The sequence below is a fragment of the Bacillus sp. GS3m_15504 genome (assembly GCF_055825275.1).
This window is the reverse complement of record NZ_JBVVNL010000001.1, coordinates 779,392-803,809: the sequence shown is the minus strand read 5'-3', so window position 1 is coordinate 803,809 and position 24,418 is coordinate 779,392. Positions and strand designations below refer to the sequence as shown.

Annotated in this window: 28 protein-coding genes, 1 pseudogene and 2 riboswitches; of the genes and pseudogenes, 11 read left to right on the top strand and 18 right to left on the bottom strand. The window is 34.8% G+C overall.

The features are described from left to right. The first annotated feature begins 175 nt into the window (after positions 1-175). On the top strand, positions 176-1,936 hold the full coding sequence (locus AC0L0O_RS04495; protein WP_000910447.1) for an alpha-glycosidase: 1,761 nt from the start codon (positions 176-178) through the stop codon (positions 1,934-1,936). A 40-nt stretch (positions 1,937-1,976) separates the two neighbouring features. Here the strand turns inward: AC0L0O_RS04495 and malL are convergent, their stop codons facing one another. Continuing rightward, positions 1,977-3,653, bottom strand: coding sequence for an oligo-1,6-glucosidase (malL, locus tag AC0L0O_RS04490; RefSeq protein ID WP_000415202.1), 1,677 nt, complete (start codon positions 3,651-3,653; stop codon positions 1,977-1,979). 261 nt (positions 3,654-3,914) lie between these two features. On the opposite strand from malL, the gene AC0L0O_RS04485 reads away from it, so the two are divergent. Beyond that, positions 3,915-5,015: an ABC transporter ATP-binding protein gene (locus tag AC0L0O_RS04485; RefSeq protein WP_000818946.1), complete on the top strand. Its 1,101-nt coding sequence runs from the start codon at positions 3,915-3,917 to the stop codon at positions 5,013-5,015. A gap of 66 nt (positions 5,016-5,081) precedes the next feature. Here the strand turns inward: AC0L0O_RS04485 and AC0L0O_RS04480 are convergent, their stop codons facing one another. The 3 genes from AC0L0O_RS04480 to AC0L0O_RS04470 form a co-directional block, all read right to left on the bottom strand. Next, positions 5,082-5,591, bottom strand: a complete 510-nt coding sequence (locus AC0L0O_RS04480) for an SDR family NAD(P)-dependent oxidoreductase (protein WP_000218415.1) — start codon at positions 5,589-5,591, stop codon at positions 5,082-5,084. 64 nt (positions 5,592-5,655) lie between these two features. Beyond that, complete coding sequence (locus AC0L0O_RS04475) at positions 5,656-5,754, bottom strand: hypothetical protein (protein WP_000145647.1); 99 nt, start codon at positions 5,752-5,754, stop codon at positions 5,656-5,658. A gap of 177 nt (positions 5,755-5,931) precedes the next feature. Then, positions 5,932-6,387 carry an RDD family protein gene (locus AC0L0O_RS04470; RefSeq protein WP_000769088.1) on the bottom strand — a complete coding sequence of 152 codons (456 nt, stop codon included), beginning with the start codon at positions 6,385-6,387 and terminating at the stop codon, positions 5,932-5,934. A gap of 131 nt (positions 6,388-6,518) precedes the next feature. On the opposite strand from AC0L0O_RS04470, the gene AC0L0O_RS04465 reads away from it, so the two are divergent. Continuing rightward, complete coding sequence (locus tag AC0L0O_RS04465) at positions 6,519-6,950, top strand: DUF3997 domain-containing protein (RefSeq protein WP_000758778.1); 432 nt, start codon at positions 6,519-6,521, stop codon at positions 6,948-6,950. A 47-nt stretch (positions 6,951-6,997) separates the two neighbouring features. Here AC0L0O_RS04465 and AC0L0O_RS04460 read toward each other — a convergent pair whose 3' ends face one another. Together AC0L0O_RS04460 and AC0L0O_RS04455 are read right to left on the bottom strand one after the other, a co-directional pair. After that, positions 6,998-7,762, bottom strand: a complete 765-nt coding sequence (locus AC0L0O_RS04460) for a lipoprotein (protein WP_001984073.1) — start codon at positions 7,760-7,762, stop codon at positions 6,998-7,000. 35 nt (positions 7,763-7,797) lie between these two features. After that, a complete protein-coding gene (locus AC0L0O_RS04455; protein ID WP_001116868.1) occupies positions 7,798-8,526 on the bottom strand; it encodes a DUF4184 family protein in 729 nt (242 codons plus the stop codon). Between the two features lie 214 nt (positions 8,527-8,740). Here AC0L0O_RS04455 and AC0L0O_RS04450 point away from each other — a divergent pair, with 214 nt between their 5' ends. Continuing rightward, a complete protein-coding gene (locus tag AC0L0O_RS04450) occupies positions 8,741-9,493 on the top strand; it encodes an AAA family ATPase (protein WP_000567983.1) in 753 nt (250 codons plus the stop codon). A gap of 28 nt (positions 9,494-9,521) precedes the next feature. Here AC0L0O_RS04450 and AC0L0O_RS04445 read toward each other — a convergent pair whose 3' ends face one another. From AC0L0O_RS04445 to AC0L0O_RS04435, 3 genes are all read right to left on the bottom strand, one after another. Beyond that, positions 9,522-10,697, bottom strand: coding sequence for an acetyl-CoA C-acetyltransferase (locus tag AC0L0O_RS04445; protein WP_000552083.1), 1,176 nt, complete (start codon positions 10,695-10,697; stop codon positions 9,522-9,524). A 139-nt stretch (positions 10,698-10,836) separates the two neighbouring features. Continuing rightward, entirely contained in the window at positions 10,837-11,286 is a 450-nt protein-coding gene (locus tag AC0L0O_RS04440) for an NUDIX hydrolase (protein WP_000540524.1), read from the bottom strand. Positions 11,287-11,394: 108 nt separating this feature from the next. Beyond that, entirely contained in the window at positions 11,395-11,688 is a 294-nt protein-coding gene (locus AC0L0O_RS04435) for a DUF3928 family protein (RefSeq protein ID WP_000288327.1), read from the bottom strand. 160 nt (positions 11,689-11,848) lie between these two features. Between AC0L0O_RS04435 and AC0L0O_RS04430 the strand changes: the two genes are divergently transcribed. Further along, on the top strand, positions 11,849-12,466 hold the full coding sequence (locus AC0L0O_RS04430; RefSeq protein ID WP_000371623.1) for an ImmA/IrrE family metallo-endopeptidase: 618 nt from the start codon (positions 11,849-11,851) through the stop codon (positions 12,464-12,466). Positions 12,467-12,481: 15 nt separating this feature from the next. Here the strand turns inward: AC0L0O_RS04430 and AC0L0O_RS04425 are convergent. The 5 genes and pseudogenes from AC0L0O_RS04425 to AC0L0O_RS04405 form a co-directional block, all read right to left on the bottom strand. After that, positions 12,482-12,652, bottom strand: a pseudogene (locus AC0L0O_RS04425) (DNA-binding protein); the annotation flags it as partial. A 74-nt stretch (positions 12,653-12,726) separates the two neighbouring features. Next, positions 12,727-13,392, bottom strand: coding sequence for a DUF1129 domain-containing protein (locus tag AC0L0O_RS04420; RefSeq protein WP_000951073.1), 666 nt, complete (start codon positions 13,390-13,392; stop codon positions 12,727-12,729). A gap of 22 nt (positions 13,393-13,414) precedes the next feature. Beyond that, a complete protein-coding gene (locus AC0L0O_RS04415) occupies positions 13,415-14,176 on the bottom strand; it encodes a DUF1129 domain-containing protein (RefSeq protein ID WP_000703265.1) in 762 nt (253 codons plus the stop codon). A gap of 16 nt (positions 14,177-14,192) precedes the next feature. Then, complete coding sequence (locus AC0L0O_RS04410; RefSeq protein ID WP_000950432.1) at positions 14,193-14,957, bottom strand: DUF1129 domain-containing protein; 765 nt, start codon at positions 14,955-14,957, stop codon at positions 14,193-14,195. Next, entirely contained in the window at positions 14,957-15,289 is a 333-nt protein-coding gene (locus AC0L0O_RS04405) for a PadR family transcriptional regulator (protein WP_000107969.1), read from the bottom strand. Before AC0L0O_RS04405 ends, AC0L0O_RS04410 begins: the two co-directional genes overlap by 1 nt. Positions 15,290-15,484: 195 nt before the next feature. On the opposite strand from AC0L0O_RS04405, the gene AC0L0O_RS04400 reads away from it, so the two are divergent. Continuing rightward, positions 15,485-16,261, top strand: a complete 777-nt coding sequence (locus tag AC0L0O_RS04400; protein WP_000258436.1) for a 3-hydroxybutyrate dehydrogenase — start codon at positions 15,485-15,487, stop codon at positions 16,259-16,261. Between the two features lie 30 nt (positions 16,262-16,291). Here the strand turns inward: AC0L0O_RS04400 and AC0L0O_RS04395 are convergent, their stop codons facing one another. From AC0L0O_RS04395 to AC0L0O_RS04380, 4 genes are all read right to left on the bottom strand, one after another. Next, the gene (locus tag AC0L0O_RS04395; protein WP_000393329.1) at positions 16,292-16,453 is read right to left on the bottom strand and encodes a YvrJ family protein; all 162 of its coding nucleotides are present in this window, start codon (positions 16,451-16,453) and stop codon (positions 16,292-16,294) included. A 74-nt stretch (positions 16,454-16,527) separates the two neighbouring features. Beyond that, positions 16,528-17,583 (bottom strand): S-methyl-5-thioribose-1-phosphate isomerase, encoded by a 1,056-nt coding sequence (gene mtnA, locus AC0L0O_RS04390; RefSeq protein ID WP_000109056.1) that lies wholly within the window; start codon positions 17,581-17,583, stop codon positions 16,528-16,530. Next, positions 17,580-18,761, bottom strand: coding sequence for an S-methyl-5-thioribose kinase (gene mtnK, locus AC0L0O_RS04385; protein ID WP_473785651.1), 1,182 nt, complete (start codon positions 18,759-18,761; stop codon positions 17,580-17,582). The genes mtnA and mtnK overlap by 4 nt, the downstream gene beginning before the upstream one ends. A gap of 90 nt (positions 18,762-18,851) precedes the next feature. Next, a riboswitch (SAM riboswitch) is annotated at positions 18,852-18,993 on the bottom strand. Positions 18,994-19,065: 72 nt separating this feature from the next. Beyond that, entirely contained in the window at positions 19,066-19,929 is an 864-nt protein-coding gene (locus AC0L0O_RS04380; RefSeq protein WP_033688597.1) for a carbon-nitrogen family hydrolase, read from the bottom strand. A 14-nt stretch (positions 19,930-19,943) separates the two neighbouring features. Here AC0L0O_RS04380 and AC0L0O_RS04375 point away from each other — a divergent pair, with 14 nt between their 5' ends. The 5 genes from AC0L0O_RS04375 to AC0L0O_RS04355 all read left to right on the top strand — a co-directional run bounded on the left by AC0L0O_RS04375 (position 19,944) and on the right by AC0L0O_RS04355 (position 24,384). Further along, a complete protein-coding gene (locus tag AC0L0O_RS04375) occupies positions 19,944-21,122 on the top strand; it encodes a pyridoxal phosphate-dependent aminotransferase (RefSeq protein WP_000765527.1) in 1,179 nt (392 codons plus the stop codon). Between the two features lie 64 nt (positions 21,123-21,186). Beyond that, positions 21,187-21,294, top strand: a riboswitch (SAM riboswitch). 64 nt (positions 21,295-21,358) lie between these two features. Then, on the top strand, positions 21,359-22,603 hold the full coding sequence (gene mtnW / locus AC0L0O_RS04370; protein WP_000014199.1) for a 2,3-diketo-5-methylthiopentyl-1-phosphate enolase: 1,245 nt from the start codon (positions 21,359-21,361) through the stop codon (positions 22,601-22,603). Beyond that, positions 22,600-23,259: a 2-hydroxy-3-keto-5-methylthiopentenyl-1-phosphate phosphatase gene (mtnX, locus tag AC0L0O_RS04365; RefSeq protein ID WP_000027476.1), complete on the top strand. Its 660-nt coding sequence runs from the start codon at positions 22,600-22,602 to the stop codon at positions 23,257-23,259. Before mtnW ends, mtnX begins: the two co-directional genes overlap by 4 nt. After that, the gene (locus tag AC0L0O_RS04360) at positions 23,256-23,894 is read left to right on the top strand and encodes a methylthioribulose 1-phosphate dehydratase (protein WP_000811328.1); all 639 of its coding nucleotides are present in this window, start codon (positions 23,256-23,258) and stop codon (positions 23,892-23,894) included. Before mtnX ends, AC0L0O_RS04360 begins: the two co-directional genes overlap by 4 nt. Continuing rightward, positions 23,872-24,384, top strand: coding sequence for a 1,2-dihydroxy-3-keto-5-methylthiopentene dioxygenase (locus AC0L0O_RS04355; protein WP_000057309.1), 513 nt, complete (start codon positions 23,872-23,874; stop codon positions 24,382-24,384). Before AC0L0O_RS04360 ends, AC0L0O_RS04355 begins: the two co-directional genes overlap by 23 nt. The last annotated feature ends 34 nt before the right edge of the window (positions 24,385-24,418 follow it).

The window sequence follows — 24,418 nt, the reverse complement described above, 5'->3', positions numbered from 1 at the left end:
ATTAATTTTTAAAAATTTATTTACTACACTCTTTATACATTGACTTTATATGAAATGAATACTACTCTTATAAACAATATTAAAGCTATGCAAAAAGCAATCGTTTGCAACATATGCTTTATTATTATACGTAAGGGAACAATATGCATGAAGATAGTAAAGGGGGATTTTCTATATGCTTAAAGAAGCCATTTATCATAGGCCAAAAGATAATTACGCATACGCTTACGATGAAAAAACGATTCACATCCGAATACGTACGAAAAGAGACGATGTTCAAAGCACCACTCTTATTTATGGTGATCCTTATGAATGGAAAGACGGGAAGTGGATTTCTTCAAGTACACCGATGAAAAAAACTGGTTCTACTGCATTGTTTGATTATTGGTTCATTTCCATCGAGCCGAAATTTAAGCGCTTACGTTATGGATTTGAATTAGAAAACGATACAGACACTCTTATTTATGCAGAGCGAGGATTTTTTTCTACCACTCCAAATGATGACGTTGGTAACTTTTTCTGTTTTCCATTTATTCATGCAAATGATGTATTCAAAGCACCTTCTTGGATTAAAGATACTGTTTGGTATCAAATTTTCCCAGAACGGTTCGCTAATGGAGATCATACGCTGAATCCAGAAAACACCCTTCCTTGGGGCAGCGCTGAGCCAACTCCAACTAATTTTTTCGGTGGAGATTTTGCTGGTATTATTCAAAACCTTGATTACCTTGTTAAGCTTGGAATTTCAGGAATATATTTCACACCTATTTTCAAAGCACATTCAAACCATAAATATGACACAATTGACTACATGGAAATCGATCCACAATTTGGTACAAAAGAAACATTCAAAGAACTCGTTCAGGCATGTCATACACACGGTATAAAAGTAATGCTCGATGCTGTATTCAATCACAGTGGATACTTTTTCGATAAATTTCAAGACGTACTACAAAATGGTGAGCAGTCAGCATATAAAGAATGGTTCCATATTCATGAGTTCCCAATTAGAACTGAGCCACTCCCGAATTATGATACTTTCGCGTTTACACCGTATATGCCGAAATTAAACACAGCGCACCCGGATGTAAAAGAATACTTACTTGAAGTAGGGCGTTATTGGGTGAGAGAATTCAATATAGACGGTTGGCGCCTTGATGTAGCAAATGAAGTCGACCATAACTTTTGGAGAGAATTTCGAAGTGAGATAAAAGCATTAAATTCTGAAGTATATATTTTAGGAGAAATTTGGCACGATGCACTTCCATGGCTACAAGGAGATCAATTCGATGCTGTCATGAGCTATCCTGTTACAAACGCCCTACTGTCTTACTTTGCTAACGATTCCATTAAGGCAAATGAATTTATGAAACAAATTACAGAATCTCTACATTCCTACTCTATGAATGTAAATGAAGCAGCATTTCATTTATTAGATAGCCATGATACACCAAGAATTTTGACAACATGTAACGGAGATAAAAATAAGTTAAAATTACTTTATGTATTCCATCTTTCTTTCATCGGCTCTCCTTGTATTTATTATGGAGACGAAATTGGTATGGACGGCGGTATGGACCCAGATTGTCGCAAATGTATGGTTTGGGATACGGAAGAACAAGATCATACATTATTTACACATGTACAAACATTAATTTCATTACGAAAGCAATATAAAGCATTTGGAGGACATGGTACTTTCCAATTCATTGAAGCAAATGATGAATATAATTATATTTCTTATACGAAAACATATGAAGATGAAACGATCTTTTTCGTTTTAAATCCGACTAATAGTGATATTACAGCTTCACTCCCTCTCCATGTTACTGGAAAGAAAATCATTAATATTTATACAAACGAAGAATTTTCAGCGGAAGCAAGTGTATTACAAGTTACACTTCCTCCATATGGATTCTCCATATTAAAATGGTAACCAAAAAAATCCTTATACCAAAGTGGTATAAGGATTTTTCTTATTTCAATTTGAATACCATTGCTTCATACGGACGTAATGGTATGTTTTCTATCGGTCCATTCTCTACGTCGTAATTGTGTATGAGTAACTCTACTTCACTATAACTAATGTCCTCAGGCAATTCAAATATACATTCTTCCGCAGTAAAGTTTGCAATAACAAGAAGTTTTTCAACTCCATATGTCCTTACGTATGCAAAGATAGATGGATTATTCTCCAATATTAAATCATATGATCCATACACAACTATTTCATTATTTTTGCGTAACTCAATTAATTTTTTATAGTAATAAAAAATTGAATCTTTATTTTGGATCGCTTGTTCCACATTAATCTCTTTATAGTTAGGATTTACCGTAATCCAAGGTTCACCTGTTGTAAATCCAGCGTGATTTTGATCATCCCACTGCATCGGTGTTCTAGCATTATCTCGGCCTTTTATATAGATAGACTGCATCACCTTCTCTATATCTTCACCGCGCTCCATAACTTTTTCCTTATACATATTTAACGTTTCAATATCTCGATATTCATCAATCGACTCAAATCGGACGTTCGTCATTCCAATTTCTTCTCCTTGATAAATATACGGTGTTCCTTTCATCATATGAAGTACCGTCGCTAACATTTTCGCAGATTCAATGCGATACATGCCATCATTACCAAAACGAGATACAACGCGAGGCTGATCATGGTTATTCCAATACAGACTATTCCAACCTGTATGTTCTAACGCTTTTTGCCACTTCGTTAAATTCTCTTTTAAAGTAAGGAGTGAACATGGTTTTACATCCCATTTCCCACCTTCTCCTGAATCTAAATCCATATGTTCAAATTGGAATACCATCTGCAGTTCTTTTCGTTCTTCCCCAGTATACAATTTCGCTTCTTCTGTCGTTACACCAGGCATTTCACCAACCGTCATAATATCATAATGAGACAATACTTCTTCATTCATTTCATGTAAATATTTATGAATGTTTGGACCGTTCATAAAATGCTTATGACCTGAAACATACCCCTCTTCTTCTGTTTCAACAGTTGGTAATCCCTCTTCTTTAGAAATAAAATTAATAACATCCATGCGGAAGCCATCAATTCCTTTTTCTAACCAAAACTTCATCATTCCATAAACATCTTGTCTTACCTTTTCATTATCCCAATTTAAATCTGGCTGTTTTTTAGAAAACAGATGTAAATAATATTCATCTGTCATTTCATCATACTGCCATGCTGATCCACTAAAAGCTGCTCCCCAGTTATTCGGCTCTTTTCCTTCTTTTCCAGGACGCCATATATAGTAATCTCTATATTTATTATCTTTTGATTTACGTGATTCAATAAACCAATTATGTTCATCAGAAGTATGATTAACAACTAAGTCCATCATCAGTTTCATATTACGTTCATGCATTTCATGTAATAGCTCATCCCAATCTTCCATTGTTCCGAACTCATTCATAATTTTACAATAATCACTTATATCATAACCATTATCATCATTTGGAGATTCATAAACTGGCGATAACCAAATCACATCAATCCCTAATTCTTTTAAGTAATCTAACTTTGAAATAATACCGCGAAGATCCCCGATACCATCACCATTGCTATCCATAAAGCTACGAGGATAAATTTGATATACTACACTTTCTTTCCACCACTGTTTTTCCATTATGCTACCCCATTTCATTCATCATTAGATTTTCTCTTTTTAAGGCGCAAACGTTTTCATTAATGAATGATAACAGATTCTATCTGAATTTAAAATAGCGCTTAGAACTTTTATTCTTATTTTTCTAAGAAAACAGATGAAACTTAATAATATTCTTCTAATGTATGAAAACGTTTTATTTTTTTGTTTATTTTTTGAATCTATTCGTTTATAATGAACTCAAAGAAAACGTTTGCATAATTATTTCTAGGGGGAAATACCATGGCAGAACTGAAATTAGAAAACATTTATAAAATATATGATAATAACGTAACAGCTGTAACAGACTTCAATTTACACATTCAAGATAAAGAATTCATCGTATTTGTCGGTCCTTCTGGCTGCGGAAAATCTACAACATTACGAATGGTGGCTGGACTTGAAGATATTTCAAAAGGAGAGTTTTCAATTGATGGTAAGCTAATGAATGATGTCCCTCCAAAAGATCGCGATATCGCAATGGTCTTCCAAAACTATGCTCTATATCCACATATGAGTGTGTATGATAATATGGCATTTGGATTAAAACTTAGAAAAATACCAAAAGAGGAAATTGATCGTCGTGTGAAAGATGCAGCAAAAATTTTAGGACTAGAACAATATTTAGATAGAAAACCGAAAGCTTTATCAGGTGGACAACGTCAACGTGTTGCGTTAGGTAGAGCAATCGTTCGGGACGCGAAAGTATTCTTAATGGACGAGCCTTTATCTAACTTAGATGCTAAATTACGTGTTGCAATGCGCTCAGAAATTTCTAAGCTACACCACCGCCTTGGAACGACAACAATTTATGTAACGCATGATCAAACTGAAGCAATGACAATGGCTTCCCGTCTTGTTGTTATGAAAGACGGAAAGATTCAACAAATCGGAACTCCAAAAGAAGTATATGAAACACCTGAAAACATTTTCGTTGGTGGATTTATCGGCTCTCCAGCGATGAATTTCTTCCGCGGTAAATTAACTGAAACCGATTTCGTTATAGACAATGTAACAAAAATTAAAGTAACTGAAGGAAAAATGAAGATATTACGTGAACAAGGCTATGTAAATAAGGATATTGTTTTAGGTATTCGTCCTGAGGATATTCATGATGAGCTACTATTTTTAGAAGCTTCACAATCCACTGCCTTCACAACAAAAATTGAAGTTGCTGAGTTATTAGGTGCTGAATCTATTTTATATATGAAACTTGGAAATCAAGATTTTGCAGCACGTGTTGATGCAAGACATACTTTCTCACCTGGTGACCAAATTAAACTAGCATTTGATATGAATAAAGCACATTTCTTTGATAGCCAAACCGAACAACGCATTCGTTAAAAAATAATTTTCTACAATATAGCATACAAAAAAACCGTCCACATATATTGAGGGCGGTTTTCATTATTATCCGAGGGCTTCTACTGTATGAAATGATTGTCCTTTCGTGCCAATAATACCGAAAATCGGTAAGTCACTCAGCACCACTTCTTCTTGCTGTTTCATAAAAGATGACGTTAATTGTTTTATCTCTATCCATACGTCATTAATACAAAGTACATTGGAATCGTTCTCTTGTTGGCGTGAAAATATAGAATCTATTTTATATAAACCAGCATTTTGAAAAAGCATATCAATGCGACTGAATGCATTCAAAGTAATACTGATAACGCGTTGCCAATCTCCTTGTTTTTCCATATCATAGGATACAAAAAGTGCTTCTCCGCCTAGATTCGTAATTTCCTCCACTGTTGCTTGTCCACTTTCTTGATCAATGTCCGTCACAATTACTTTTGCGCCTTGTTTAGCCAACAAAAGAGCTGTATTACGTCCAATACCGATGCCACCGCCAGTTACGATAGCAACTTTTCCTGCAAGCTTCATTTTCATTACCCCTTCTATAAGTCTTACCGTCATTCAGTATACTCCTTTATGAGATTAGTCTGCAAGCAAGAAAAGTTGCTTATTAATTTGTAAGCGGTTACTTTTTTACTCCTTCTTTTTTCTTACTATTACGTTGATCGAACACTAAACCGATGAAAATTAAAATCCCCAAAAAGATTACGCTACCTCCAGTCATTTTAAATTCCCCCTTATTATATAAAGATATTATTTTAATCATTATAACTTTTTCTTAATTTTCAATCTATTAAATTCAAAAATGATATAGATTAACTTTTCCTTATTATATATCCATTAAAATATATGTGTATAACAAAAAAGAGACCTTTTTATATATAAAAAGGTCTCTTTTTTGTTACACAAGACTTATCACTTTCGTTTTTGTAATTAAATCCTGAAAACCACAATTATCTTTGCGGAATAACATCATATATACGTTACATAATATCGGAATTCCAAGTAGTAATATGTTCGGTAATAACAATACAAAAAATCGAATCGTTAATGTTTGTAGTGTTAACTTTTCACTCTTCAATGAAATTAATTTTATTCTCGTTACCTTTTTACCAAGTGTAACACCGTTCCAAATAAAGGGTAGCAAAATAAAATATATCGCCATTAATATAAAAACTACTGCGAGATCATATCTATAATCGCCAAAACTAATATTAAAACGATTAAAAATAGCACTATAATTTCCAGTCATAACAGCTACTACTGCACCATACATAACCGAGATTAAAAACATGTCAATTAGGGAAGCACCTATGCGATTCATTACAAGCGCTGGACGATGCATCTTTAACTTCATTTTATGTCGACTCCTTCATATCCTTCTTTACCCGTCTCATCGTACCACTTCTAAAAAACATTGTAAACTAGCGTTTCTTGTACTTTTCTTGTACAATGTGTTACAACAGCATTGTAAAGGAGGTTCCCATATTGAAAAAATGGATAATCCTATTCGTCGCATTCCTATTAGCCGGTTGTGCCGGAAATACAAATCATATAACTTATACGATTAACGATGAATACGAACTCATACGTACTTCTGGAAATGCCTTTGAACTTTTCCCCACGCAAGATGCTGTGTACGCCACACAATACATTCCTGCAAAAATTACAGACATAGCTTGGGATGATAAATACATTATTGCAAAACAAACCGAGGAAAAGTCAGATCCGAATAATCCTGACGCAGCAATTGCAAATAAAAAAAGTGAGCATTATTGGATTATTGACGTAAAACATAATAAACGTTTTGGTCCCTATAATGAAAAGCAATTTCATGAACAAAAAGATGCTTTTAAAATTAAAGTTCCTTTCCAAAGTATAGATGCATACATAAAAGAACAAAAAAAACAGTCAGCATAATATTGTAAGTGCTGACTGTTTTTTTCTTACATGTTTTTAAAAACATCTTACTCAGAAAGTGAAATATTAAAAGTTTGTGGCTCTTTTACAACATCTTGCGCTTCTGCATCTCCTGCCACTGCGTTATCTGTTGTAAACTTAATATCCTTTACTTTCTCTTTTCCATCATCAAGTATTAATCCGATAATACCCTCTCTTGTTTCACCAGGCTTATAGTCTTCTCTTGATACATTTTTTGTACCAACGAGTGTATCTTCATCATATAAAAAGTTTTGCGTTGCTACTTTAAAATGTTGCTTATCATTAATCACCACATCATTCATAGAGAAAAATTGCATATTTTTATTCCCGCTATTTTCCACCTTATATGTAATTTCAACATAACGAATCGTATCACTAATCTCTGTTCCACTTAGCGATGCATATAACTCCGCATCTTCTTGACTTACTTTATCTCCTAATCTACGCTTCACTTCTTCAGGAGTTAATGCCGTATATACTTTTAATGTATTTTTTGCATCTTTACTCATCTGTGATAAAGAGATTACTTTCACATCTTGTACGTGAATTTTCATTGGTGCTACTTCAAATGTTTGATTTACTGAATGAATCTGCTCTAACTTAAAAGTACCCCATCCAGTTTCTTTTACTTTTTGCCCTACTTTTTTTAGCTCACGCCCACCGTATTCTTTTGTTTCAGGAATAGATTCTTTCTTTTTTGGTTCAACTTTCTTTTCTTCTTGATGGAAGCAACCACTTAACATAAGAAGAAAACTACATAAAACAAAAATACTTTTCCATGCTTTCATCATATAATTCTCCTAACACTATCATTCATTAATATCAATTAGTCCTTTGCTTTGTAAACTATAGAAACAATGAGTAGTCCACAAAACGAACTTGTCAGTCCAGATACTATTATACCCCCTATTTGGAAAATATGAAAATAGGGATCTACGAACGCGTGCACGATAAATATAATAGCTGCCACAACAAGTACCGAAATCCAATATTTTATTTTTTCCGAAGCTATAATCATATCTTTTCCTGTTTCATCTTTATACTTCCATAATACGTATAGTAGCAATAATAGACCAACACATGTACTCCCATGTTGCATATATTTATAAATAGAGATACCGTACCATTCTCTTTGCAATAATGGTATTTTCATAACAAAATAGCCTGTCTTATGAGTGAATGCATCCCAAATAACATGCGTTAACATACCGAATAATGCTGAAAAACAAAATACAAAGAATTCCTTCCCTGTATCTAGCCCCCACCTCTTGTCTAATATATATGTATAGTAGCCAGCAAATGGTTTAGGTAAATGTGTTATAAAAGACTTTTTTAAAATGTAATGATATATGTATGCTAACAAGAAGACAAGTGGTAAATTTAAATATAAGAACCCAAGCCACGTATGCCCAATTACACCATACGGTCTAAAGTGCAAGAAATATTCAAAGTCAGGCGCCATACTACCTAATATAAGAGCCGTTACTGAAATATGTTTAGAATGCTTTTTCGCAAAAGGAAGAACTGCTGCTGGATGTGCAAATGTAAACGGCATGTTTTAGCTCCTTTTCAGAATTACAATAGATTACATACTATCATAACGACATGAATAATCTCCATGCAATATTTATTTTCACATTGGAATATGATAGTTTAAATGATATAATCCACATAATTATTCAGAGAACAAGAAGGGATTCAGGTGTCATTAACACTTGTATTTGCTGCCTTTTTAGAATCAAAATCCGTTATGAATTGAGGTTTCTATATTGATTGACGTACCTTTCTTAAAAAATGTCACATTAAAAAAAGAAAATATCCCTAGTTTCTCCGCATACCCTTACTGCTTACCCGCTATCCGAACATTACAATCACTAGCTTTCCACCCAAATGTAACATTCATTATTGGAGAAAATGGAACGGGTAAATCAACATTACTCGAAGGAATTGCAATTGCGTTAGGTTTTAATGCAGAAGGTGGAACGAAAAATTTCCGCTTTAGCACAAACGATTCCCATTCATCTTTACATGAATACCTTCGAATTTCAAAAAGTTTCAATACACCAAGCGATGGTTTTTTTCTTCGCGCTGAATCATTTTATAACGTTGCTTCTTATATTGATGAAATAGATGCTGATCTGGAAGCACGTGGAAATCCAGTTATTGATTCCTATGGTGGTATCTCATTACACGAACAATCACACGGTGAATCATTCTTCTCATTATTTATGAATCGTTTTTCAGGACAAGGTTTATACATTTTAGATGAGCCTGAGGCAGCTCTATCACCGATGAGACAACTTTCTATGCTTATTCGAATGCACGAACTAGCGGAACAAGGTTCACAATTTGTCATTGCGACGCATTCTCCTATTTTAATGGCTTATCCTGAATCCACTATATACTCTTTAACACAAGAAGGAATTCACGAATCCGCCTTAGAAGACACCGAGCATTACCAAACGACGAAACTTTTCTTTGAAAATCGTGATCGATTATTTCATCATTTATTCAATTCTTAAAAAAAGAAGCAGCGATTGCTGCTTCTTTTTATAATGCTTCTATAAATAATGCTACCCCAATACCACCGCCGACGCATAGAGAGGCAATTCCTTTTTCTAACCCGCGTCTTTTTAATTCATGAATTAAACTTACCGTAATACGAGCTCCTGTACAACCAATTGGATGTCCAAGTCCTACACCACTACCGTTTACATTCACTTTTTCACGATCTAAACCTAATTCTTTCTCTACAGCTAAGTATTGTGCAGCGAAAGCTTCATTAATTTCCAGTAAATCTGCATCTTCTAATGACCAATCTACTTTTTCTAATCCTTTACGAATTGCTGGTGCTGGTCCAATACCCATAATTTTCGGATCTACTCCAGCTACTGAATATCCAACAATTCTAGCTAACGGTTGTAAGCCTTTTTCTTTCGCTTTTTCTTCGCTCATTAATACTAGAACCGCGCTTCCGTCATTCAGGCCAGATGCATTCCCTGCCGTTACAGATCCATCTTTACGGAAAGCTGGTTTTAACCCAGCTAATTTTTCTGCTGTAATATCAGCACGTGGATGTTCATCCTTCGAAAATACTACTTCTTTTCTACGTTCTTTTATTGTAATAGGAACAATTTGATCGTCAAAGTATCCAGACTCGATTGCCTTCAGTGCCAATGTATGACTGCGAAGCGCAACTTCATCTTGTTCCTCTCTTGTAATTTCATATTGTTCAACTAAATTTTCCGCTGTTTCCCCCATCATAATATGATGAATCGGATCTTCTAACACTTCCCACACCGTATCACGAATTTCTCCGTGTTGTAGGCGTTGTCCCCAGCGGTGTTGTTTCAATGCATAGGGGCTTGAACTCATTGCTTCTACTCCACCTGCAACAACAACTTCACTTACACCTAATTGAATTTGCATTGCAGCCGACATAATTGCTTGCATACCTGAAGAACATTGGCGTTGGATTGTATAGCCCGTAACTGTGTCAGGAAATCCTGCCGCTAATGCAGCCGTTCTCGCCGTATTTGCTTCATCAGTTCTTTGAATACAATGACCTAAAATCACTTCATCCACTTCGTGTGGTTCTACCCCGCCTCGTTTTACAGCTTCCTGAAGTACAGGAACAGCTAATTCTACTGGCGTTACATTTTTTAGCGCTCCCCCAAAAGTTCCAATTGGCGAACGAACTGCAGCTGTAATAACAACATTATGCATTTTGCACTTGCCCCTCTCTTATGTACCCTAGTCAGTTTTTAGGTGAAATTCCATAAGATGTATGTCTACACTTATCATACTATAAACATACTAAAAAATCAAAATATTTAATATAATAAAAATAGAAGGAATTAACCTTCTATTCTGTTAATGCATATAGAAATTTTTGTAAAATTTTCTCTGTTGTTTTATTCAAATTCGGTAACTTATCTACCGGAAAATATTGAAGCTGTAATCCTTCATGGTCAAGCCTTAATTCCCCGCTCACATGATGTCCCTGATACAGATGAATGACATTAAAAATTTCATCTCCATTTGGATATTGGAAGTACACTTCTTTTCCCGAAAGAACCCCGATAAATTGCATAATTTTCGCATTTAGTCCCGTCTCTTCAAATAGTTCTCTACGAGCAGTTTCTTCTGTCGTTTCTCCTAGCTCCATCGCTCCACCAGGTACACCCCAATCATATGTATCTGAACGATATTGAAGCAATACTTCTTGATTATCATTTAAGATAATAATTGCTGATCCTACTAGAATAAGCGGCCTTGTACCAACGACTTTGCGTAACTCTTCAATATACCCCAATATGTAAACTCTCCTTTCCTCACCCTCCCTTATCATAACAAAATTTTTCTCCTTTTGTTGATGTAATTTTAAAGAAAAAAAGGAAGCTTTCGCCTCCTTTTTTCACCTTTATTTCTTAAAACTTTCATATTTTACAGCTTCAAAAGCTTCTTCTATTTCATCATTACGATAATGGACATATGTAAAACGCCCTAATTCTACTAATCTTGCTATTTCTTGTAACGCTTTATGTTGCTCATATGTTTCCTCAAGCTTAATATGTACATAAAATTTCATTAATGGATGTTCGTATAAAGGTTCTCCCACCTCTACATATACATCTTCCACTCCTTGTACAACTCTTACATAACTTGCAAATTGATAAAGAGCTTCTCTGTCTGAAACGATTTTTAATGTATACATATATTCTCCCCCTTTCCTTTACTATATCAAAAAGACGGCCAAACCATGTTATAGAACTATGAAATTTTTTCGACTTGTAATAAACAAGGCGTTTATCCATACATAGGATCTTTTCCCAACATATATTATAGGAAGAATTTTTTCAGTTGAGGTGTTCCTTATGGATCCATACGTCAATATATGTATTTGCATTACTCCAGGCGCCGATATTTCTGATGACCGTGTTGCAAAGGATTTAGCAGTTGCAGAGTCAATTTGGCACCCGATTACATTTCAAATTCAAGAAGTAATTGTTTTAAATGAACTTTTCCGCTTTTCTGACCGTGAAATTAGTTATAAAGATTCTATTCAAAGTCAGGAAAAATTAGCATCCTTTTTTCAAACTTGTGTAAATGAAGCTCCTAAATGCGACCTTTACATTTGTTATATTGGCAGTGATTATTTCAAAGAAACAGCAGTAATTGCCTGTGCCTACTCTTTAGCAAAACAACAGCAACTTACAGGGTATATCGTTTTAACAAACTCGGCTGCTCCTATGAAAAATATATATACGCTCGCTCATGAAATTGGTCATATTTTATTTACAAGACGTGTTCACGGAAAACTTACTCACGCAGATCCTCATTCCCCAACTGGCTCGGAGCACCATCCTTCTCCAACAAATCTTATGTATCCGATCGTCCCTCGCCCTGAAAATGTCCATATTCAGTCTCTATTAACGAGCGAACAAAAAGCACTCTCTTTACAAAGCTCTTTATTGCAAAGAAAAAAACAGTAACGATTTTGTTACTGTTTAAAATAATATATTCCAATCAATAAACCAAATTCCGGCTGCAACGGATGCAAATATACAACTAAACATAAATACAATTACTCTAAAAATCTCTATATAATATTTCTTCGGAAATAATTTTTTGCATATCCAGAGCAGCCCTTTACCTATTAAACCGAAGAACAAAACATATCATAATATTTATAATACGCAGTATAAATATGATTTACATATATGATTATCCTTTTTATTTCTAGAGCTTCTTCTTAGAAATATACTCTTACTATTTGTTCAACCATAAATATCATAAAAATTGGGATTCCTAAAACAAGTAAACCAATCCAGCCAAGAGACCGAACATTCACAATCGTTGTTATCAATAGCATAACTCCTCCAATTAAATATCTTCCTAATTGAGGGAGTTCATATAAAGGAAAACTGTACCAACCCTTTAAGAACATTATTAATATTGGTAAATAAGTGAGTATTACTGCTCCAAATAGCAGTAAGCCTTTTTTCAACATACTCCTTTGAAAACTAGCACCTCTTAAAAATAAAATCCCTCCCATAATCATTAACAGTAAGATAACCGGATATCCGATTAATCCTATTAAAGAAATGGTATAAGGTTCATTTAAATTTCGAAATAAAAGATCTGGAATAGTCCAATAGCATAATATACTCATAACAGCTGTAGCTAGCCATCCTAAATTCCGTTTATAATCAACTTGCATTTCTTTTACAAGTTGATTTGCATATTCCTTTGGTGAATCACCAAATATATCCTCTACATTCTTGCCTCTTTTTTCACCTTCAGTTAAATGCAATTCTGCATCTTCTAAAAAGGATTCAATATCTTTTTCACTTATCCCCTTTGCCGTTAAATAAGTACCTGTATTTGCAAGGAAATCTCGTGACTCTTGAGAAAGCATCGCATTCCCTCCTTCCAAATTACTAGTTTACACTTTTTCTCTCTTCAATTTTTAAAGACCATCTCATTAATCCATATATACTTCCATACAGAAGTAAGATCTTTGCAATTCCCCAAAATACATTTCTTTCTTCCAAGTCTTTAAATAAGAACATAATCGCAAGAGGAACAATTAGTACCAAAACACCCATCCAACCAAGAACATATACTTCACCAATAAGAAGTAATAAAAATATAGTTACTGCTAATATATATGTCTGCATTGTCGACAATTGTAAAATTGGCGTCCCATACCATTTATTCATAAACATTAATAACACCAATAATAAAATAGGTATCATCACTATTACATAAATAATTCCAAACTCTACTAATTTACTTTTAAAAGAAGACATTCTAAACGCAACAATCGTTCCAATAATCGTAATAATTAAAACGATAGGATAACCAATTAACTGTACATTTGTTAACGTAAATTGTTGATTCGGATTTCCAAATAAAATATTTGTAAGTAACCAATATCCACCTATCCCAATTATCATTCCTAAGATACTTTTTATACTCCCGCCTTTATCCTTCTCCATCTCTTTCGCTAATTCTTCCGCATACTCTTTTGGCGAATCACCAAATATATCACTTACCGTCTTTCCCTCTTTCTCACCTTCAATTAAATGAAGCTCTGCATCTTCTAGAAAGGCATCCACATCTTCTTCTTTCATTCCTTTTGTTATTAAATACACTTTCGTATCGATTAAAAACTTTTCTCCTTCTTTAGAAATCTTCATGATCATCCCTCCCTTATTAAACCGTTTCTCTTCTATTCGTCTTCATCATAATTTCAAGGAAAATTAAAATAAATAAACTTCCGTATAAACATATAATTTGAAATAACATTGGAACAAGGTCTTCTGATGTAAATGTTTTAAACACTAACATAATAGAAAGCGGGATGATTAAATATAAGTTTTTAAACCATCCATTAAAATATATATTTATTGCAACTGTAATGATGAAAATACCACCAGCTAATATATAACTTTGCATTTGGGTGAATATAAACATTTTTGTAGGATAAATCACATCTAATATCGTTACAGCCCCTATTAGAAACATTGGTGCGATTATGACTAACGACCACATAGCAAACCATGTTTTTGTAAAACTTGTTACGAAAGTCATTTTGCGAAGTAGAAAATTAGGACATATCACAACTAAAATTAATGACAAACTATATCCAACGCACTGAATAAGTGACATCTGTAATAGTCCGTTATTCACTATTAGAATAGAAGCAATAATCCAAAACGATACGATATTCATTACTGTAAAACCAATTTGCTTCCACGTTTCCTGTCTATCTCTTTCCATCACTTTTACAAGTTCATTTGCGTATTCTTTCGGTGAACTTCCGAAAATTTCTTCTACACTTTTCCCATCACTCTCACCTTCTATTAAATGAAGTTCTGCGTCTTCAATAAAGCTTTCAATATCGCTTTCTTTCACACTCTTTGCAGCCAAAAACAATCTCATATCTAATAAAAACTTTCGTGCTTCATTTGATAGCATTATTTTCTTCTCCCCTTCCCTTCAAGTAGACGTTCCACACTACTTTGCATCGCTTCCCAGCGATCCATAAATTCATCCAGTGCACCTTCGCCATCTTCTGTTAACGTGTAATACTTCCGTTTTGGACCAGATGGGGATTCCTTCATTACACTTGTTATAAATCCTTCCTTTTGCATTCGTATTAATAACGGATAAATACTTCCCTCACTCGCCATTGTAAAGCCATACTTTGCTAGCTTCTCACTCATTTCGTAACCGTATATTTCACCTTCAGAAATAATAGCAAGTAAGCATCCTTCTAAAATCCCTTTCAGCATTTGACTTGTCGACATAATTCAAATCCTCCTACTATCTTGTTTTACAAGATAGATAAGCGTAAGTATCTTGCTTTACAAAATAGTATAGCAAAGACTATTTTGCAAAACAAGATAGCTAGCAATATTTTTCCAAACCTTTGCAGGATTTTTCTTATCCACTCTCTAAATAGAGCAATATGAGAACTTTATTACGAAGGGATGTTTTTCATCATGGTTACAAATCGAGTTGTTTTTTTAACAGGTGCTGCAAGTGGTATTGGATATGAAATGGGAAACGCTTTTGCAAAAGAAGGTGCAAAAGTTGTTATTACCGATCGGCTTGAAGAACGTGCAAAAGAAGCTGCTGAACAACTACAAAAAGAGGGCTTTCAAGCTATCGGCTTAAAATGTGATGTTACATCCGAAGAAGAAATAGAAGCATCCATTTCCCAAACTGTTAATCATTTCGGTTCATTAGACATATTAATTAATAACGCAGGAATGCAACACGTTTCACCAATTGAAGATTTTCCAACCGAAAAATTCGAGCTACTAATTAAAATTATGCAAATCGCTCCTTTTATCGCAATTAAGCATGCCTTCCCTATTATGAAAAAACAAAAATATGGCCGTATTATAAATGTAGCTTCCATTAATGGCCTCGTTGGATTCGCTGGAAAAGCTGCTTATAATAGCGCAAAACATGGCGTAATTGGATTAACAAAAGTTGCCGCTTTAGAAGGGGCTACTCACGGAATTACTGTTAATGCACTTTGTCCCGGTTATGTCGATACCCCTCTCGTAAGGAATCAATTACAAGACTTGGCCACTACACGAAATGTACCACTTGAAAATGTTTTAGAGGATGTCATTTATCCACTTGTACCACAAAAACGCTTATTACAAGTACAAGAGATTGCTGATTATGCGATGTTTTTAGCGAGCGAAAAAGCGAAAGGTATAACTGGACAAGCTGTCGTTATCGATGGTGGTTATACCGCTCAATAAAAAATAAAGTTTGCTCACGAAGAGCAAACTTTATTTTTTATCGCGAGGATCATCGTACTTTAGTAATTGCCTTGGCAACTTCTCTATTGCAACAATTACCCCATCTAATTTACTTTCAATTCGATGAAGTAAATATAATGTTACAACAATTGGAAACCCTACATTACCTATCATCTTGATCCACTCTTCCATCTTTTTCTCCTCCTTTCATTATATAAATAAGAAAAAAGAACACATTTAGGCATAAAAAAACAAGCTATTATGTATTAGCTTGTTTTTTCAAACAATGATGCAATTTCTCGCTTATAATCTCCGCATATAATACCTTTCTCAGTAATAATACCTGTAATTAATTTATTTGGTGTTACATCAAATGCAGGATTATAAACAGTAGTTCCAACTGGTGCCACCTGTTTCCCAAAAATTTTCGTAACTTCTGTTTCATCTCTTTCTTCAATAACAATTTCTGCACCTGTTTGTTTCGTAATATCAAATGTCGATAGTGGAGCTGCAACGTAGAACGGGATATCGAAATACTTTGCTAATATAGCTAAATTCATCGTTCCGATTTTATTTGCTGTATCCCCATTTGCGACAATTCGGTCCGCTCCTACAATAATTGCGTTGATTTCTTTCGTTTGAATAGCATGAGCTGCCGTATTATCTGTAATAAGTGTTACATCAATACCTGCCTGTTTTAATTCCCAGGTCGTTAAACGTCCGCCTTGTAAAACCGGTCTCGTTTCACACGCATACGCATGTAACCGTACACCTTTTTCTTTCCCAATATAAAACGGTGCTAATGCAGTACCATATCTAGCAGTTGCAATACTGCCAGCGTTACAAATTGTTAAAATGTTATCACCGTCTTTAAAGCATGTTAATGCATGTTCTCCAATACTCCGGCATACCGCTTCATCTTCTTGCTGAATACGAAGCGCTTCTTCTTCTAATATTTTTTGCGCTTCTTTTATTGTAGTAATTTCTTGAATAGATTCTCTCATACGATCGATTGCCCAAAATAAATTGACTGCTGTCGGGCGTGACGTCCCTAAATAATTACAATCTCTATTAAACTTCTTTTGAAATTCTTCAATATGTAAAGTAGTATATTTTTTTGATGCAAGCGCCAAGCCAAATGCAGCTACAATTCCAATTGCAGGTGCTCCTCTTACTTCTAGCATGACAATACTTTTCCATACCTCTTCAATCGTCGTTAATGTTTTGTATTCTGTGCTATGCGGCAACTTTGTTTGATTTAATACTGCAATGGCATCACCTTTCCAACTGACAGACCTCGGAATCGTAACAACTGTACTCATGCTTTTATCCCTCCAGAAACTGTCTGTTGAAATAATGTTCGGAACAGTTGAATATCGGCGTTCTTAGACTCATATTTTATTAGTTCTTTCCCTAAGGATAACGCTTGTTTCTTGGCTTGAATTCTCGTTTCTTTATTTGTTATTTCATCTAAATCAGCTACATGTGCTAAGCCAATTGTTCTACGGATAAGCTCACATCCTGCAAACCCGACGGCATCCGTAAAAATGTTTTGCAAAATAATTGGTAGCCATTGCTTTTCTTTCGTATATGCTTCTACACCTTCTCCAATCCATAACTTCGTAAAAGTTTCTACAAAATAACTCCATGTCTTCTCTATATGAAAAAATAATACACCTCTCTGTTCTTCTTCTCTAGATAGAGCATTTAATAATAGATTTGCAATAAATTGCCCGATGTCAAATCCAAATGGACCGTACGTTGCAAATTCTGGGTCAATCACTTTCGTTTCAGAAGGTGATGAAAAAATACTTCCAGTATGTAAATCTCCATGAATGAGTGCCTCTTTTCTCGTTAAAAATTTATACTTATACTGTGCAACTTTTAACTTTAAAGTTTTGTCACTCCACAGTTCATCAATCGTTAATTGTAACTCCGGTTCATAATCATTCGTATCGTAATGACCAAACGGGTCTGTAAATACTAAATCTTCTGTTATTTTACAAAGATCTGGGTTTACAAATGTACCTTCTAGTACCCTTTTTTCTTCTGACTGTAAACCAAAATCTGAAGTATAAAATAAAACATTCGCTAGAAAATGCCCGATATGCTGGGATAGAAGTGGATACTCTTCTCCATCTATTAATCCTTTTCTTGTAATAGTTAATCTTGATAAGTCTTCTATGACTGTTACTGCTAACTCTTCATCATGACTGTACACTACCGGCACATATTCAGGTACATACTTCGCGAAAATTTGTAATGCTTTACTTTCAATCGTTGCTCTTTTTATAGACAATGGCCAGCTCTCACCAACTACTTTCGCATATGGCAGTGCCTGTTTTATTATAATAGACTTCTCTCCATCATCTAATTTGAACACATAATTTAAATTTCCATCTCCAATTTCATGACAAACTACATTTGCTTTCTTTTCAAAATAACCATGTTCTTTCGCATATTGTACAGCGGTTACTTCTGTTAATGAATAATATCCCATCGTCTTCTCCCCCTTTTTTCATTCAGAGGTTTTTCTGACGTAGAAAAACCTCTTTCCACTAAGAAAGAGGTTTGAAGTTTATCTTCTCCCCTCTTATCTGCCAGAAAGTTTTACTTTCTGCTGGAATTAGCACCGTGCCTTTTGGCGTCATAAACGCCCCATTTCACAATGGTATTACGGTCGGTTGCTGGGCTTCATCGGGCCAAATCCCTCCACCTGCTCTTGATAAGAGTTATATAATTTTTTAGAATTTTTAACTTTATGTTGAAGACTATACCAAGAATAAAAATCACTTGTCAACATTTTATTTGTATAATTCTGGACGACGATCTGCAAAAACTGGAATTCCTTTACGTACTTCTTCAATTTTCTCGAATGTAAGCTCTCCAAATAAAATTGATTCTTCTTCATTCGCTTCTACAACAACTTCGCCCCAAGGGTCGACAATTAAAGAATGACCAGCAAACTCATTATTTGGATCTTTTCCTGCCCTATTACATGCAACAACATAACACTGATTTTCAACCGCTCTTGCTTGTAATAGCAAACGCCAATGTGCTAAACGAACTAATGGCCATTCAGCTACAACAAATAAAACTTTTGCACCTTTAGCAGTATGAACACGCATCCACTCTGGAAAACGAATGTCATAACAAATTGTGCCGGCACACTCTACATCATCTAACTTAAATTCACCTGTACTATTTCCAGCGATTAAATATTTATGTTCATCCATAAGCTGAAATAAATGTACTTTACTGTATTCATTAACTAGTTCTCCTTTATTCGTTACAACATACATTGTATTTGTAACACCTTGTTCTGTTTGCTTTGCTATAGAACCACCAACAATATGTACACCATATTGTTTCGACCATTCTATCAACTTTTCTTTCGTTTCCAATCCATCCCTATCTGCAATTTCAGAAAGTCTCGTTAAATCATAACCTGTTGTCCATAGTTCTGGTAAGACGATAACATCTGGTCTTTCCTTCATTGCTTCGCTTATTTTATTTTTAGCATTCTCAATATTTTTTTCTACATCTCCAAAGAAAATATCCATTTGAATACATGCGACTTTCATTTTTTCAGCCCCATTCTCATTTTTTTCTTTACAAAATACTGGAAAGATTATATCATTTGTCACTAGAATTGTAACAACTTTCAAAAGAGGTGGAAAGTATGAAATTATTTCAACCTTCTGAGATAGTAACATCATTGCCAACACAATTTTTTGCTTCACTTGTTGCAAAAGTTAATAAAGTCGTTGCAGCTGGTCACGATGTTATTAATCTAGGTCAAGGTAATCCAGATCAACCAACGCCGCAGCATATCGTAAAAGCTTTACAAGATGCTGCAGAAAAGACCATTCATCATAAATATCCGCCATTTCGCGGACATGAAAGTTTAAAAGAAGCCGTGGCAACATTCTATCAACGTGAATATGATGTAGTAGTAAATCCAAAAACTGAAGTTGCTATTTTGTTTGGTGGAAAGGCTGGATTAGTAGAATTACCAGTTTGTTTTACAAACCCTGGTGATACGATTCTCGTTCCCGATCCAGGCTATCCAGATTATTTATCAGGAGTTGCTTTAGCAAAAGCACAATTTGAAACAATGCCGCTTATTGCAGAAAATAATTTTTTACCAGATTATACAAAAATCGATGACTCTATTGCCGAGCGTGCAAAATTAATGTTTTTAAACTATCCAAATAATCCGACCGGTGCTACTGCATCAAAAGATTTCTTTGATGAAACCATTCATTTTGCTAATAAACATAATATATTAGTCGTTCATGATTTTGCTTACGGTGCGATTGGATTCGATGGTCAAAAACCTGTTAGTTTCTTACAAGCAGATGGTGCCAAAGATACAGGAATCGAAATTTACACCTTATCGAAAACTTTCAATATGGCTGGCTGGCGCATCGCTTTTGCGGTAGGGAATGAAAGTGTGATTGAAACAATTAACTTATTACAAGATCATATGTATGTTAGTATTTTTGGTGCCATTCAAGATGCTGCCCGCGAAGCACTATTAAGTTCACAGTCTTGCGTCATAGACCTTGTAAATAGTTACGAATCTCGAAGAAACGCTCTTATTTCAGCTTGTCACTCAATTGGTTGGAATGTAGACATTCCAACAGGATCATTCTTTGCATGGCTTCCTGTTCCAGAAGGTTATACATCTGAGCAATTTTCTGATATTTTACTAGAAAAAGCACACGTTGCGGTTGCTCCTGGTGTTGGATTTGGTGAACATGGCGAAGGGTACGTCCGTGTTGGTCTCTTGCATACAGAAGATAGATTACGAGAAGCCATTAATCGAATTGATAAATTAAATTTTTTTAAAAAGTAATTGACAACATGAAAAATATCTGACAAAATTCAGTTATCTTAAAAATTTAAACATTTCTAAATACTTCTTATCAAGAGCAGGTGGAGGGACGAGCCCGACGAAACCCGGCAACCGATCTACATAATTGTAGACACGGTGCTAATTCTCGCAGCATTACGCTGACAGATAAGGAGCTGGTTGTAAAAAAACCTCTCCTTAGCTGAGAGGTTTTTTTATTTAACTAGGAGGTTATAACAATGAGCGGAATTATAGCGACGTATTTAATCCATGATGATTCACATAACTTAGAAAAAAAAGCTGAGCAAATTGCACTCGGTTTAACAATTGGCTCTTGGACTCATTTGCCACACTTATTGCAAGAACAGTTAAAGCAGCATAAAGGCAACGTCCTTCATGTTGAGGAGTTAGCTGAACATGAACATACCAATTCGTATTTACGTAAAAAAGTAAAACGCGGAATTATTAAAATCGAATATCCGTTATTAAACTTCAGTCCAGATTTACCAGCAATTTTAACGACTACATTTGGGAAGCTATCACTTGATGGCGAAGTAAAATTGATTGACTTAACTTTTTCAGACGAGTTGAAAAAACATTTTCCTGGTCCAAAATTCGGGATAGATGGTATTCGAAATCTTTTACAAGTGCATGATCGTCCCCTTTTAATGAGTATTTTTAAAGGAATGATTGGACGAAATATTGGGTATTTAAAAACGCAATTACGCGATCAAGCAATTGGTGGTGTAGATATAGTAAAAGATGATGAAATATTATTTGAAAATGCATTAACACCACTTACGAAACGCATTGTATCTGGAAAAGAAGTTTTACAATCCGTATATGAAACGTACGGACATAAAACGTTATACGCCGTAAATGTAACAGGACGAACTTTTGATTTAAAAGAAAATGCAAAACGTGCAGTGCAAGCTGGAGCTGATATTTTATTATTTAACGTATTTGCTTACGGACTAGATGTACTACAATCACTTGCAGAAGATGATGAAATCCCAGTTCCTATTATGGCACACCCTGCTGTAAGTGGCGCTTATTCAGCATCCAAGTTATATGGAATTTCATCTCCATTATTACTCGGAAAGCTGCTACGTTATGCTGGGGCTGATTTTTCATTATTCCCATCTCCATACGGAAGTGTTGCGCTAGAAAAAGAGGAAGCTCTTGCTATCTCAAAATATTTAACTGAAGACGATGTGTTTTTCAAGAAGAGCTTTTCCGTTCCATCTGCTGGTATTCACCCTGGCTTCGTTCCCTTTATTATACGAGATTTCGGTAAAGATGTTGTTATTAATGCTGGCGGTGGGATACATGGACATCCAAATGGAGCGCAAGGCGGCGGTAAAGCTTTCCGTACTGCCATTGATGCTACTTTGCAAAATAAACCACTCCATGAAGTAGATGATATAAATTTGCATAGTGCACTACAAATATGGGGAAATCCCTCTCATGAGGTGAAATTATGAGTATTCAAGTATTTTGTGATTTCGATGGCACGATTACAAATAATGATAACATTATGTCCATTATGGAGAAATTCGCACCACCAGAAGCTGAAGAAGTAAAGAATAGAATTTTATCACAAGAGCTATCTATTCAAGAAGGTGTTTCTCAATTATTTCAATTAATACCTACTAATCTGCACGATGAAATTATTCAATTTTTAATAGAGACTGCTGAAATTCGTAATGGTTTTCATGAATTTATACAATTTGTAAATGAAAACAATATTTCCTTTTATGTTATATCAGGTGGAATGGATTTCTTCGTCTATCCACTCTTACAAGGACTCATTCCAAAAGAGCAAATTTACTGTAATGAAACAGATTTTTCAAATGAATACATTACGGTGAATTGGCCTCATCCTTGTGATCGTCTTTGTCAAAATCATTGCGGATTATGTAAATCATCACTCATCCGTAAATTGAGTGATACGAATGACTTCCATATTGTAATTGGAGATTCAATTACCGATTTACAAGCTGCAAAACAAGCGGATAAAGTGTTCGCTCGTGATTTCCTTATTACAAAATGCGAAGAAAATCATATTTCTTATACACCATTTGAAACGTTTCACGATGTTAAAACTGAATTAAAACATTTGTTGGAGGTGAAATTATGAAACAACTTTTTCGTCAATGGTATGACTTAAGCGAGATAAAAAAAGAATTAACAACACGAAATTGGTTTCCAGCAACGAGTGGTAATATTTCTATAAAGGTTAGTCATGAACCACTCACTTTTCTCATTACAGCAAGTGGTAAAGATAAAACCAAAACGACTCCAGATGACTTTCTACTAGTAGATCATCTAGGGGTTCCCGTATTAGAGACTGAATTACGTCCCTCAGCAGAAACAATCTTGCATACACATATTTATAACAATACGAATGCTGGGTGCGTCCTTCATGTTCATACAACTGATAACAATGTGATCACAAATTTATATAGTGATGCCGTCACACTTCAAAATCAAGAAATTATTAAAGCTCTCGATATTTGGGAAGAAGGTGCAACAATTCACATTCCTATTATCGAAAACCATGCTCATATCCCAACGCTTGGAGAAAACTTCCGCAAGCATATACAGGGAGATTCGGGGGCAGTATTAATCCGTAACCATGGTATTACCGTATGGGGCCGAGATAGCTTTGATGCAAAGAAAAGATTAGAAGCTTATGAGTTTTTATTCCAATTTCATATAAAACTACTATCAATTCAAGGAGGCGTTTCTAATGGCGCAAATTCGTATTCATGAAGTAAATACTCGCATTGAAAATGAAGTGGAAGTATCTAAATTTCTACAAGAGGAAGGTGTTTTATATGAGAAATGGAATATTTCTAAACTTCCTCCTCATTTAAATGAAAATTATTCGTTAACAGATGAAAACAAGGCTGAAATATTAGCTGTGTTTTCAAAAGAAATTGCTGATGTTTCAGCGCGCCGAGGTTATAAAGCACATGATGTAATTTCACTTTCAAATAGCACACCTAACCTTGACGAACTATTAATTAATTTCCAAAAAGAACACCATCATACTGATGATGAAGTTCGCTTTATTGTTAGTGGTCATGGCATCTTTGCCATTGAAGGAAAAGATGGGACATTCTTTGACGTTGAACTTGAGCCAGGCGATCTCATATCTGTTCCTGAAAATGCAAGACATTATTTTACCTTGCAAGATGATCGTCAAGTTGTAGCTATTCGTATTTTTGTTACAACTGAAGGTTGGGTTCCAATCTATTAAGGTAGTTAGTTGAATAAAAGGTCTTGGACCCCCT